This is a genomic window from Streptomyces sp. NPDC048349 (assembly GCF_040651925.1).
Taxonomy (GTDB): Bacteria; Actinomycetota; Actinomycetes; order Streptomycetales; family Streptomycetaceae; genus Streptomyces.
The window spans coordinates 142,481-155,003 of record NZ_JBEZLA010000003.1; the positions used below are offsets into that span (position 1 = coordinate 142,481).

The window sequence follows — 12,523 nt, forward strand, 5'->3', positions numbered from 1 at the left end:
GAAAGCGCCCCGGTGGCGCCCTGCGGCCTCCTGTGCCCGCCCACCTGCTCAGAGTGCCTGCGAGGCCGGCTTGACCATGCCGCGTACTGTGCGGGACTTCACAAAGTCGCCCATGGCCGTCATCTCCCACTCGCCGCTGAACTGCTTGATCAGCTTCGCCATCATGACCCCGGTCTGCGGTTCGGCGGAGGTGAGGTCGAAGCGCACCAGCTCCTCGCCGCTCGCCGCGTCGATCAGACGGCAGTAGGCCTTGGCGACCTCGGTGAACTTCTGGCCGGAGAAGGAGTTGACCGTGAACACGAGCCCGGTGGCGTCGGCGGGGAGCCGGCCGAGGTCCACGACGATCACCTCGTCATCGCCCGCGCCCTCGCCCGTCAGGTTGTCGCCCGAGTGCTTGATGGCTCCGCCCAGGATCGACAGCTTGCCGAAGTAGCAGCTGTCGATGTGGTTGCGCTGGGGGCCGTACGCGATGACGGAGGCGTCGAGGTCGATGTCCCGGCCGCGGAACGCGGGCTCCCAGCCGAGGCCCATCTTGACCTGCGACAGCAGCGGGCGGCCGCCCTTGACCAGGGAGACGGTCTGGTTCTTCTGGAGGCTGACCCGGCCCTTGTCGAGGTTGATCTTCCCGCTGCCGCCGACGGGCGGGGCCGGGGCCGCCGGCGGCGCGGGGGGAACCGGGGCGCTGGGCGTCGTGGGCGTCGTACCGCCGAGCCAGGGGGAGGGCGGGTAGGAGGCCGCCGGAGCCGGGGGAGCGGGCGGGGCGGGCGGGGCGGCTACGGGCGCGGGCGCGGCGGGCGCGGCGGCCGGCTCCTCGTCCACGGAGACGCCGAAGTCGGTGGCGATCCCGGCGAGGCCGTTCGCGTACCCCTGGCCGACCGCGCGCACCTTCCACACGCCGCCCCGCTGGTACACCTCGACGACGACCAGCGCCGTCTCGGAGCCGAGCTGCGGCGGGGTGAAGCTGGCGATCACCGCTCCGCCGTCCGCGTTGCGCACGGTGGCGGTGGGCTCGATGCCCTGGAAGGTCTGCCCCGCGGCGTCCGGGCTGGCGGTGACCACGATCCGCTCGATGCCGGGCGGCAGTGCGGAGGTGTCCACGGTGATCGAGTCCGGCGCCGCACCGCCGCCCGACCGGTAGCTGACACCGGGCCCGGAGGGCTGGTTGTAGAAGATGAAGTCGGCGTCGGAGCGCACCTTGCCGTCCGCCGTCAGGAGCAGTCCCGATACGTCGAGCCGTACCGGCGCGGCCACGTCCACCGTCACACGGACGGCATGGAGCGGCAGGTTGGATCCAGGGGTCATAGCGGTCATGCCGGGAGAACGAGCGGCGGTGCTTTGCCGTTCCCTTACCCTCGCGGCGGATTTCAGCGCCGGTTGCGAGGGTGGTTCTTCGCGGTGCGCTCGTTGCCGAACTTGTAGGCGCCGGTCCAGCGGGCCATCACCAGCTGCGCGTCGCCGGACCCCACCTCGGTCAGGAACTTCTCCGCCCGGTTCCCGCGCAGGGTGGCCGCGGTGCGGCCCTGGTGGGTGATGACGACGGAGCGGTCGCGGTGGCGTTCGTACGAGAATCCGTGCGGCTTGGGCATGCGCCGCAGCCTGCCCCGCCGGAGCGGGGCGGGCAACGGATTTATGGGGTCCCGGCGGCGCCCGTCACGCGACGCGGCAGGCCGAGCGGGTTGGCCTCGCGCAACTCGGGCGGGAGCAGGGCGTCCGGGACGGACTGGTAGGCGACCGGGCGCAGCCAGCGCTCGATGGCCGTTCCGCCGACCGAGGTGGAGTGCGAGGTCGCCGCCGGGTACGGGCCGCCGTGGTGCTGGGCCGGGGCCACCGCCACCCCGGTCGGCCAGTTGTTGACCACGATCCGGCCCGCCAGCTCCGTGACCTGCCCGATCAGCTCGGAAGCCGGGCCCGGCACACCCTCGGTCTCGGCGGCCGACAGCTGGAGGGTGGCGCTCAGGTTCCCGCCCAGCCGCCCGAGCACCGCGCCCGCCTCGCGCTGGTCGGCGTACCGCACGACGACGGTGACCGGACCGAAGCACTCTTCCAGGAGCACCTCGTACTCCCCGCCCGGAGCACTGTTCAGGAGGCGGGCGGCGTCCACGGTCAGGTAGCCGGCGCCGACGGTGTGCTCGCCGCCCGAGCCCGGGGTGACCGGCGCGTCGACGCCCGGCAGCGCGGCCCGCTCGCGCACTCCGGCGACGAAGTTCTCCCGCATCCGGTGGTCGAGCAGCACCCCCGGCTCGGTCTCCCCGAGCGCCTTGGTGAGCGCGCCCGTGAGGCGGTCGCCCGCCGCGCCCTCGGGGACCAGGACGAGGCCGGGCTTCACGCAGAACTGGCCGACGCCGAGGGTGACCGACCCCGCGAGCCCGCTGCCGATCTCCTCGGCGCGCTCGACGGCCGCGGCCGGGGTGACCACGACGGGGTTGAGGGAGCCCAGCTCGCCGTGGAAGGGGATGGGCACCGGCCGGGCCGCAGCGGCGTCGAACAGGGCGCGCCCGCCCCGGATGGAACCGGTGAAACCGGCGGCGGCCACCAGAGGGTGGCGGATCAGCGCCAGGCCCGCGTCGAACCCGTGCACCACGCGGACCACGTCGGCCGGGAGCCCCGAGGCGACGGCCGCCCGGCGCAGCAGCGAGGCGCACAGCTCGGAGGTGGCCGGGTGGTCGGGGTGCGCCTTGACGACCACCGGGCAGCCGGCGGCCAGGGCGCTCGCGGTGTCCCCGCCGGGGACGGAGAAGGCGAGCGGGAAGTTGGAGGCGGCGTACACCGCGACCACGCCCAACGGCACCTTGTAGCGGCGCAGTTCGGGGCGCGGCGGACTGAGGGAGGGGTCGGCGCGGTCGATCCGGATGTCGAGGTAGGACCCCTCCTCGACGGCGTCGGCGAAGGCGCGCAGCTGGCCGGTGGTGCGGGCCAGCTCCCCCGTGAGCCGGCCCGGGCCCAGTGCGGTCTCGGCGTCGGCGGCCTCGACGACGTGCGCGGCGGACCCGTCGAGGAGGTCGGCGGCCGCGCGCAGGAAGGCGGCGCGGGCGGCGGCGTCGGCCAGCGCGGCCCGGGCGGCGTGGGCGGTCCGTACGGCTTCGTCCACCTCCCGGGGTGTGGCCTCGACCGCAACCTGTTCGCGCTGCTTCCCGGTGCGGGGGTCCACACTCCAGACTGGTGTCGTTGTCATGGCCCGCTGCCTCCTGGATCGTTCAGTATTCTGAACGCCGTTCCGGTGGATGAATGATCACATCTGCTGCGGACTCTATTTCCGCGTCCTCGGCGTGACAAGAGGCGGCCAGAGGGGAAGCAGGCGCATGACGACGACCGAATCGGGAAGCACGGTCCCGGCGTCGCCGGTCAAATCGGCGGTACGGACGGTCCTGTTGCTGGAGCACTTCGCGGCGCGGCCGGGGCTGCACAGCCTCGCCGACATCCAGAACGACCTGGCCCTGCCCAAGTCCAGCCTGTACATGCTGCTGCGCACGCTGGTGAACCTGGGCTGGGTGGAGACGGACGCCACGGGCACGCGCTACGGCATCGGCGTGCGGGCGCTGCTGGTCGGCAGCTCGTACATCGACGGCGACGAGGTGGTCGCGGCGGCCCGGCCCACCCTGGACCGGCTCTCCGACGACACCACGGAGACCATCCACCTGGCGCGACTGGACGGGACGAGCGTGGTGTACCTCGCGACCCGCCCCTCCCGGCACTACCTGCGGCCCTTCACCCGGGTCGGGCGGCGGCTGCCGGTGCACTCCACGGCGCTCGGCAAGGCGCTGCTGGCCACGCACACGGACGAGGAGGTGCGCAGCCTGCTGCCGCCGAGGCTCGAGGCGGTCACCGAACACACCGTCACCGACCGGGAGCGGCTCATCGGGGAACTGGCGCTGGTGCGGGAGCAGGGCTACGCGGTGGACCGGGAGGAGAACACCCTCGGGCTGCGCTGCTTCGGGGTGGCGCTTCCCTACCGGACGCCCGCCCGGGACGCGGTGAGCTGCTCGGTGCCGGTGGCCCGGCTGACGGCGGAGCACGAGCAGGCCATCAAGGCGGCGCTGTTCGAGGCGCGGGACCGGCTGTCCGTGGTGACGCGCCGGATGTGACGCGGGAGGAGCGGGAGGGGGTGGTTCCTCCCCCGGGCGGGGGAGGCGGTTCCCCAACGAGGGGGAGGTGGCGGGGCGGCGCGGGAGGGACCGTTGGGTCATGACCACACGAGCCGTTCACGCGACGTACGCGACGCAGCCGTCGGACCCCCTCCTGGGGACCGGGCGGCGGATCCTGCGGGCGGTGGCCCTGGCCGCCACCGTGCCGTATCTGACGCTCAAGACCGCCTGGCTGGCCGGGAGCCGGGTGGGCATACCGGCCGGCAGCGTGCTGAACGAGCCCGGGCCGTTCTTCACCGTGGCCAACTCCGTGACGCTGGCCATGGACGCCTGCGTGATCCTGCTCGTGCTGGTGCTCACCCGCCCCTTTGGCAGACGGGTGCCGTCCTGGCTGCTGAGCGTCCCGTGCTTCTTCGCCACCGGGCTGCTGACGCCGATCCTCCTCGGTTTCCCGGGACAACTGCTCGTACGGGCCATGGGCTTCGGGGCGGACGAGGCCGCCCGGGCGGTTCGGAAGCCGTTCCTGGACCCCTGGGTGTTCAACGTCGTCTACACCGGATTCACGCTCCAGGGACTCGCCCTGGCCGGGCTGTTCGTGCCCTATGCACGGGAGCGCTGGAGCGCGCGGTGGCGGGGAGTGCAGGGACCGGGGGTCGCCCCGGACGGGGGCCGGGGGAGGTTTCCGTCGTCCACGGGGGTGATGGCGGGAGCCGCTGCCGCGACAGGCCTGGCGGTCGCGGCCGTCCACGCCTACTGGGCCTTCGGCGGTACGGCCTGGCTGAGCGCCGAGCAGGCGGCCGCGTACTCCGCGGATACGGCGGTGGTGTCCGCCGTCCACGGGTGGTGTGCCCTCGCCGCGGGAGCCGGAGCCCTGCTCCTGGCCCGCGGCGGGGGGCTGGGGGCCCGGTGGCCGCTGGGGATCGCCTGGATCGGGTCGGGTGCGGCGCTGAGCTGGGGGACGTGGATGCTGATCGCCGCGCTGGGACCGCAGTTGGACGGGGGTGAAGGGCCCACCGGAGCGATCCTGTTGGCCTACGCTGGCCAGATGATCACCGGACTGCTTTCCGCCGCCGTCCTCATGGGGTTCCTGACCGCCCGCCGCGCCCCGTGAGCCGACTGTTCGGAGCCCGGGCCAGGCTCCGCTGGATCCACCTGATACTCGGCGGGGCCCTGCTGATGCCGTACTTCCTCCTCGCCCAGGTGGGGGTCGGTGTGGCGGCCGGCGGGGTCAATGCCCTCAGCTCCTTCCCGCTGACCCTCGCCGCCTATGCGGCAGCCCTTCCGCTCGCCGCGGCGAGCGCCGTGTTCGGGCTGGTCCGGCCGCTGTCGGCGGCCGCCGTCCGGGCCCTGTGCGCAGTGCCGGGGGAGCGGCTCGCCGAAGGGCCGGCGCGGAGCTGGGCGGCGCGCGGCCGGACCTCGGCCTGGTGGACCCTGCACCTGGGGGTCGGGGCCCTGGTCAGTGGGATGACCCTCGCGGTCCCCCCGATGGCAGTGGCCCTGATCATGCTGCCGTTCATGAGCGGGCTGCGGAACACCGAGCTCGGGCTGGGCTGGTTCAGCACCAAGGCCGACCCCTACCTGGCCCCGCTGCTCGGGACCGGCCTGCTGGGCGGGCTCGCCCTCTGCGCCGCCGGGGCCGGGGTGCTGCTGGCCCGGCTGGCGCCCGTACTCCTCGGGCCGACGGCGGCGGACCGGCTGGCCGCCGCCGAGGAGCGGGCCGCCGACCTGGCCGTGCGCAACCGGCTGGCCCGGGAACTGCACGACGCGGTCGGGCACGCGCTGAGTGCCGTCACCCTCCAGGCGGTCGCCGCCCGGCGGGTGCTCGACAGCGACCCCGGCTTCGTCCGCGAGGCACTGGCCGCCATCGAGGACACCACGCGGCGGACGGTGGGCGAGCTGGACGCCGTCCTGGGCCTGCTGCGGGACGGCGACCAGGCCGGCGCGGACTGCGCACCCGCTCCGACGCTGGCCGCCGACCTCGACGGGCTGCTGGCGCGCACCCGGGCCTCGGGCACCCCCGTCACCGCCCACCAGGACCCCGGACCCGCCGGGGACTGGGCGCACCTGCCGGCGATCGCCTCCCGCGAGGCGTACCGGATCGTCCAGGAGGGCCTCAGCAACGCGCTGCGCCACGGCGCGGGACCCGTCGACGTGCGGATCCGCGTACAGGGCGCGGCCGGCACCGGACACCGTGAACTGGAGATCACCATGACCAACCCACCCGCCGCTCCGGAAGGCGGGGCGCCCCGCACCAGCGGGGGCCGCGGACTGCGCGGAGCCGCCGAACGGGCCGCCCTGCTCGGCGGGCGCGTCCAGGCCGGCCCGCACGAGGACCGGTGGCGGCTGAAGGCCGTGCTGCCGCTCGCGGAGGACGCCCGATGACGAACCCGACGAGGACCTCGGCCGAGCCCGCCATGCCGTCGCCGACCATGCCGTCCGCGACCATGCCGTCCGCCGCCCCGTTGCCCGACGCCACGCCCGCCCCGGCGGGCCGGCCGCCGTTGCGGATCGTGCTCTGCGACGACGAGCGGATGGTGCGCACCGCCCTGCGGGTCATCCTCGAGGCAGAGGCCGACCTGGAGGTCGTCGGTGAGGCGGCCACCGGGGCGCAGGCGGTTCCGCTGGTCCGCTCCCTCGCCCCGGACGTGGTGCTGATGGACGTCCGGATGCCCGAGATCGACGGGATCCGGGCCACCGAGCAGATCCTCGCCACCATGGCCGAGCCGCCCCGCATCGTGGTCGTGACCACCTTCGAGAACGACGCGTACGTCTACGGGGCGCTGCGCGCGGGAGCCGCCGGGTTCCTGTTGAAACGGGCCGACCCCGAGGAGCTGATCGGCGCCGTACGCCTCGTCGCCCGCGGGGACTCGGTGCTCTTCCCGGCTGCCGTCCGCTCCCTCGCCGCCGTGCACACGGCCGCCGCCGCGCCCGTCGCGCCCTGGGTGGCCCGGCTCACCGGCCGCGAGGCCGACGTACTGCGGTTGATGGCCGGCGGTCTGTCCAATCACGAGATGAGCGAGCGCCTGGGGGTCGGACCGCAGACGGTCAAGACCCACGTCGCCTCGGTCCTCGCCAAGACCGGAGCCCGCGACCGGACCCAGGCGGTCATCGCCGCCTACGAGGGCGGCTTCATGAAGAAAAGCTGAGAACCCCGCCACAATCGGGGCAGAGCGGAACGGCTGGGGCCGTTGGTACGTCCTTCTGGGGGATGAACAAGACGATCAGGCGTGCGTCGGTCTTCTGCCTGCTCCTGGTGCTGGCCCTGCTGGTCCGCGTCACCTGGGTGCAGGCATACCAAGGCCAGGCCCTCGCAGACGACGAGCACAACCGGCGCAATCTCATCGGGCAGTACGAGAACCCGCTGGGCAACATCATCGTGGGCGGGGAGGCGATCACGGGCTCGACGAAGACGGGCGGCAAGGACTTCGGGTACAAGCGGACCTACACCAACGGCCCGCTCTACGCGCCGATCACCGGCTACAGCTCCCAGGCATTCGGCACGAGCATGCTGGAGGGCGTCTACAAGAACGTCCTCAACGGCTCCGACAGCCGGCTGAAGACCATGATGGACATGCTCACCAACAAGCGGGCCGCCCCGGGCAACGTCCTGACCACCATCGATCCGGACGTCCAGAAGGCCGCCTACGACGCGCTCCAGGGCAAGCAGGGCGCCGCCGTCGCCCTCGACCCCTCGACGGGCCGGATCCTCGCCGTCGTCAACAACCCCTCCTTCGACCCGGGCCGGATCACGGGCGCCAACGACAAGGAGGCCTGGGCGGAGCTCTCCGCCGACAAGGGCAAGGCGATGGAGAACGTGGCCCTGCGCAAGCCGCAGGCGCCCGGCTCCACCTTCAAGCTGGTCACCCTCGCCGCGGCGATCGAGAACGGCCTGGTCACCAGCATCGACCAGCCGACCGGCATCCCCGGCGACTACACCATCCCCGGCACCCGCACCCCGCTGAAGAGCGAGGTGGACAACGCCACCTGCAACAACGTTTCTCCCCGCGTCGCCCTGCGCTACTCCTGCAACAACGTCTTCGCGGAGTTCGCCGCCGAGCTGGGCCAGGACAAGATGCGCGCGATGGCCGAGAAGCTCGGCTTCAACGTGCAGATCGACACGCCGGTCCGCACCAACCCGCCCAGCAAGTACCCCTCCAAGAAGATGTCGGTCGACCAGGTCGCGCAGACGGGTATCGGCCAGTTCGACGTGCAGGCCACCCCGCTGCAGATGGCGATGGTGACGGCCGCGATCGAGAACGGCGGCAAGCTCGTCGCCCCGCACATGGTCTCCGAGGTCACCGACGCCAACGGCAACGTGCTGGAGAGCTTCAAGGACCCCAAGTCCCAGCAGGTCATGGGCGAGAAGACGGCCTCGATGCTCCGCGACGCCATGCGGACGGTCGCCACCGAGGGCGGCGGCAAGCCGGCCCAGGTGGCGGGCGCCGAGGTGGGCGGCAAGACCGGAACCGCGCAGCGCGGCGTGAACAACAGCCTGTCGCCGCTGGCCTGGTTCACCTCGTACGGGAAGGCGAACGGCAAGCAGATCGCCGTCGCCGTCGTGATCGAGAACTCCGACACCGACCGGTCGGAGATCGGCGGCGGCAAGCTGGCCGCCCCCATCGCCCAGAAGATGATGGCGGCCTGGCTGAAGAAGTAGCCGCGTGCGGCCGCCGCACGGGCGCCGGCCGCACGCGACGCACGGGCGCCGGCCGAAGGAGACGCACGGCGCGCGACCCACGCTGCACGCGTCGCACGTGCACGCGCCGGGAACCGACCGGGTTCCCGGCGCGTTTCCCTTCCCGTGATCAGGACCGCGCGACCCGCAGACCTCGAGGCCATAACCGCCCTCCACACCAGGGCCCGGGCCACCTACTACCGCGGACGGGTCCCGGAGGAGACCTACGCCGGCGACCTGCACCTCGCCCACGCCCGCGAGGCGTGGTCCCGGGCCGTCGCGCGGCCCGCCGCCGAGGGCGCCGTCCTGTGCGCCGAGCAGGACGGCGTGGTCACCGGCGTGGCCGCCTTCCACACCGCGGACGGCGCGACCACCCTCACCCAGCTCCACGTCGACCCGGTCCACTGGCGCCGCGGCACCGGCGCCGCCCTGCACGCGGCGTGCCTCGACGCGTGGCGCCGGGCGGGCATCGACCGGGTCCGCCTGGAGGTCTACGTGCACAACCTGCGCGCCCAGGCCTTCTACGCCGCCCACGGCTGGCTCCCGGACCCGCGGCCCGCCGAGACCGGCTCCCACCTCACCCTCTGGCTCGCGGTCACGCGGCCGTCCGGGGCCGGGCCGTCCGGGGCCGCGCCGTCCGGAGTCGCGTCGCCCGGGGCCGCGCCGTCCGGGGAATGAGACGCACCGCCGGGTGGTTGAAGGGAGAACTGTCTGTCGGCAGAGCCGTCCGACGGCAGAGCCCTCTGCCACCCGACCGGAGAGAAGAAGGAACATGCGCGTCGAGATCTGGAGCGACATCGCCTGCCCGTGGTGCTACATCGGCAAGGCCCGCTTCACCAAGGGCCTGGCCGAGTTCGCGCACCGCGACGAGGTGGAGATCGTCTTCCGGTCCTTCGAGCTCGACCCGAACGGCCCCAAGGGCGTCACCGCGCCCGTTCTCGAGATGCTCGCCAAGAAGTACGGCCGCACCCTCGAGGAGGCGCGCGCCATGGAGGAGCACGTCGCGGCCAGCGCCCGCGCCGAGGGGCTGACGTACCGCACCGACGGGCGAGACCACGGCAACACCTTCGACATCCACCGCCTGCTGCACCTGGCCGCCGCCCGCGGCCGCCAGGAGGAGCTGCTCGACCTCGCCTTCGTGGCCCACTTCGGCGAGGAGCGGTCCGTCTTCGACCCCGAGGTGCTGGTCGCCCTCGCCGTGGAGGCCGGGCTGGACGGGGCCGAGGCGCGCGCCGTCCTGGCCGACGGCTCCGCCTATGCCGCCGAGGTCCGCGCCGACGAGCGCGAGGCAGCCGAACTGGGCGCGAACGCCGTGCCGTTCTTCGTCCTCGACCGCCGGTACGGGATCTCCGGCGGGCAGCCGGCCGAGGTGTTCACCCGCGCCCTGGAGCAGGCGTGGGCCGGGCGCGAGGCCGAGGAGCCGAGCGGGGGCGGAGCCGGGGCGTGCGAGCCCGACGGGGCGTGCGCCGTGCCCCGGGTATAAGCGTTCCTTGAGGGCGGCGTACAACGACGGGCAATGGACTGCGGGTCGTCCGCGGCGCAGAGTGGACGCATGGATCTTCCCATCGCCGAAGCGCTCCGTACCGAGTTCGCCCCGTCCCCCGCCTACCTCAACACAGCCACCTGCGGGATCCTCCCGCGTTCCGCCGTCGCGGCCGTACGTGACCTGGCCGAGGCGGCGGGCGCCGGAATCCCCAGCGGGTTCGGCGACTTCGACCGCGTCGACCGAGCCCGGGCGGCCTTCGCCCGGCTGGTGGGGGTCGGCGTCGAACGGGTGGCCGTCGGCTCGGCCGTGGCCACCCACGTCGGCCTGGTCGCCGCGTCCCTCCAGGCCGGCGCCGAAGTCCTCTGCCCCGAGGGCGAGTTCGCCTCGGTCATCAACCCCTTCGTGGTGCGCGGCGACCTCAAGGTGCGCTTCGCGCCGCTGGAATCCCTCGCCGAAGCCGTCGACCGGGGCACCGCGCTGGTCGCGCTGAGCGCCGTACAGTCCGCCGACGGGCGCACGGCCGACCTGGCCGCGGTGCGCGCCGCCGCCACCGCGCACGGTGCCCGCATGCTGGTGGACGCGACCCAGGCGGCGGGCTGGCTGCCCTTCGACGCCTCGCCGTACGAGTACACGGTCACGGCCGGCTACAAGTGGCTGCTCAGCGCCCGCGGCGCCTCCTACCTGACCGTGTCGCAGGAGGCCCAGGACACCCTGACCCCGCTGCACGCGGGGTGGGTGGCGGCCGAGTCCATGTGGGAGGCCACCTACGGCCCCATGCCGGAACTGGCCCACGGGGCCCGGCGGTTCGACGAGTCCCCCGCCTTCCTCGCCTACCACGCGGCCGAGGCCTCCCTGGCCCTGCTGGAGCGGATCGGCGTCGGGGCCGTCCACGCCCACAACACGGCCCTGGCCGCCCGCTACCGGGCCGGTCTCGCCCGCCTCGGCCACGAACCCGTGCCGGGGGAGTCGGCCATCGTGTCGGTGCCCGGCCTCGCCGGCCGGCAGGCCGCCCTGCTGGCGGCCGGGATCGCCACCGCCGCCCGCGCGGGCGCCCTGCGGGCCTCGTTCCACCTCTACAACACCGAGGCGGACGTCGACCGGCTGCTGGACGTCCTGTCCTGAGGCCCGGGCGAAACCCGCACGGGCTGTCCTCAGGCCCGGGCGAAACCCGCACGGGCCGGGTCCGGGTCAGCCCAGCGCCGCGGCCCAGGCCGCCCCCGCCGCGGCGACGGCCGCCGCGGGCCCGGCCCCCAGAGCGGCGGCGAGGGCCGTCAGCGCGGCCTCGACCGCGGGCAGCGAGGCCGCGGCCCCGTAGTGGTTGACCCGGACCATCTCCCGCGCCGGCGCCCCACCGCCCGCGGCGAGCGGAGCCTGCGGGTCCGCGGCCAGGGCCTTGGCCACCACCAGCGAGGCGTCCGCGACCCGCAGCGTGGTGGCCACCGGTGCGGCCTCCGCGGCCCGGCCCACGTACGGGGGCAGCCCGAGCTCCGCCGCACCCGCGCGGGTCGCCGCCGCGGCCGCCGCGTGGCGGGCCGTCACCGAGGACAGCCCCTCGTCCGCGATGCGGTCCAGGCAGGCCTCCAGCGCCAGCATCTCCAGCTGCGCCGGAGCGTGCGGCAGCGCCGTGCGCCCGCCGTCGATCCAGCGTTCCTTCCAGTCCAGCAGCGACAGGTAGGAGCGGCGCGGGGCCGCCGGGTTCTGCGCGAACCGGGCCCACGCCCGCTCCGAGACCGACACCGCGGACACCCCGGCCGGGCCGCCCATCGCCTTCTGCGCCCCGATCACGCACAGGTCCACGCCCCACGCGTCCGGCAGCAGCGGCTCCGCGCCCACCGACGCCACCGCGTCGAGCATGAACAGCGCCCCGTGCGCCCGGACCGCCTCGCCGATTTCCGCGACCGGGTTCGTGTTGCCCGTCGCCGCCTCCGCGTGGACCAGCGAGACGAAGTCGATCTCCGGGCGCTCGGCCAGTGCCCGCGCCACCTGGCCGGCCGTCACCGCCGTGTCGAACGGGACCTCCAGGTCCACCACGGCCGCACCGCAGTCGCGCAGCCAGTTGCCGAAGGTGGTGCCGTACGGCCCGGTGACCACGTTCAGCGCCGTCGAACCGGGCCGCGCGCCCGACCGGATGCACCCCTCCAGCGGGAGCAGCGCCTCGCCCTGGGTGATCACCACGTCCGCGCGGGTGGCGAGGAGGTCCGCGACCCCCCGCTCGATCGAGGCGAAGCGCTCCGCGGTCAGCGGCGGGAGGTCCAGCAGGGGGTGGGTCACGGTGGTGCT

Annotated in this window: 12 protein-coding genes; 8 read left to right on the forward strand and 4 right to left on the reverse strand. The window is 74.1% G+C overall.

Annotated features, from left to right (window positions below):
- Positions 1 to 48 precede the first annotated feature (48 nt).
- The 3 genes from AB0D44_RS03580 to AB0D44_RS03590 all read right to left on the reverse strand — a co-directional run bounded on the left by AB0D44_RS03580 (position 49) and on the right by AB0D44_RS03590 (position 3,172).
- The gene (locus tag AB0D44_RS03580) at positions 49 to 1,302 is read right to left on the reverse strand and encodes a TerD family protein (RefSeq protein WP_362583717.1); all 1,254 of its coding nucleotides are present in this window, start codon (positions 1,300 to 1,302) and stop codon (positions 49 to 51) included.
- Between the two features lie 62 nt (positions 1,303 to 1,364).
- Positions 1,365 to 1,586, reverse strand: a complete 222-nt coding sequence (locus AB0D44_RS03585) for a hypothetical protein (protein WP_362583719.1) — start codon at positions 1,584 to 1,586, stop codon at positions 1,365 to 1,367.
- 41 nt (positions 1,587 to 1,627) lie between these two features.
- On the reverse strand, positions 1,628 to 3,172 hold the full coding sequence (locus AB0D44_RS03590; protein ID WP_362583721.1) for an aldehyde dehydrogenase (NADP(+)): 1,545 nt from the start codon (positions 3,170 to 3,172) through the stop codon (positions 1,628 to 1,630).
- A 127-nt stretch (positions 3,173 to 3,299) separates the two neighbouring features.
- On the opposite strand from AB0D44_RS03590, the gene AB0D44_RS03595 reads away from it, so the two are divergent.
- The 8 genes from AB0D44_RS03595 (at position 3,300) to AB0D44_RS03630 (ending at position 11,365) form a co-directional block, all read left to right on the forward strand.
- Positions 3,300 to 4,082, forward strand: coding sequence for an IclR family transcriptional regulator (locus tag AB0D44_RS03595; RefSeq protein ID WP_362583724.1), 783 nt, complete (start codon positions 3,300 to 3,302; stop codon positions 4,080 to 4,082).
- A 100-nt stretch (positions 4,083 to 4,182) separates the two neighbouring features.
- Positions 4,183 to 5,193 (forward strand): hypothetical protein, encoded by a 1,011-nt coding sequence (locus AB0D44_RS03600; RefSeq protein ID WP_362583727.1) that lies wholly within the window; start codon positions 4,183 to 4,185, stop codon positions 5,191 to 5,193.
- Positions 5,190 to 6,464: a histidine kinase gene (locus AB0D44_RS03605; RefSeq protein ID WP_362583730.1), complete on the forward strand. Its 1,275-nt coding sequence runs from the start codon at positions 5,190 to 5,192 to the stop codon at positions 6,462 to 6,464. Before AB0D44_RS03600 ends, AB0D44_RS03605 begins: the two co-directional genes overlap by 4 nt.
- A 62-nt stretch (positions 6,465 to 6,526) precedes the next feature.
- The gene (locus AB0D44_RS03610; protein WP_362583948.1) at positions 6,527 to 7,228 is read left to right on the forward strand and encodes a response regulator transcription factor; all 702 of its coding nucleotides are present in this window, start codon (positions 6,527 to 6,529) and stop codon (positions 7,226 to 7,228) included.
- Between the two features lie 62 nt (positions 7,229 to 7,290).
- A complete protein-coding gene (locus AB0D44_RS03615) occupies positions 7,291 to 8,739 on the forward strand; it encodes a penicillin-binding protein 2 (RefSeq protein WP_362583732.1) in 1,449 nt (482 codons plus the stop codon).
- Positions 8,740 to 8,883: 144 nt separating this feature from the next.
- A complete protein-coding gene (locus AB0D44_RS03620) occupies positions 8,884 to 9,435 on the forward strand; it encodes a GNAT family N-acetyltransferase (RefSeq protein ID WP_362583735.1) in 552 nt (183 codons plus the stop codon).
- Positions 9,436 to 9,529: 94 nt separating this feature from the next.
- Positions 9,530 to 10,240: a DsbA family oxidoreductase gene (locus AB0D44_RS03625; RefSeq protein ID WP_362583738.1), complete on the forward strand. Its 711-nt coding sequence runs from the start codon at positions 9,530 to 9,532 to the stop codon at positions 10,238 to 10,240.
- Positions 10,241 to 10,309: 69 nt separating this feature from the next.
- Positions 10,310 to 11,365: an aminotransferase class V-fold PLP-dependent enzyme gene (locus AB0D44_RS03630; RefSeq protein WP_362583741.1), complete on the forward strand. Its 1,056-nt coding sequence runs from the start codon at positions 10,310 to 10,312 to the stop codon at positions 11,363 to 11,365.
- Between the two features lie 66 nt (positions 11,366 to 11,431).
- Here AB0D44_RS03630 and AB0D44_RS03635 read toward each other — a convergent pair whose 3' ends face one another.
- Entirely contained in the window at positions 11,432 to 12,514 is a 1,083-nt protein-coding gene (locus AB0D44_RS03635) for an aminotransferase class V-fold PLP-dependent enzyme (protein WP_362583744.1), read from the reverse strand.
- Between the last annotated feature and the right edge of the window lie 9 nt (positions 12,515 to 12,523).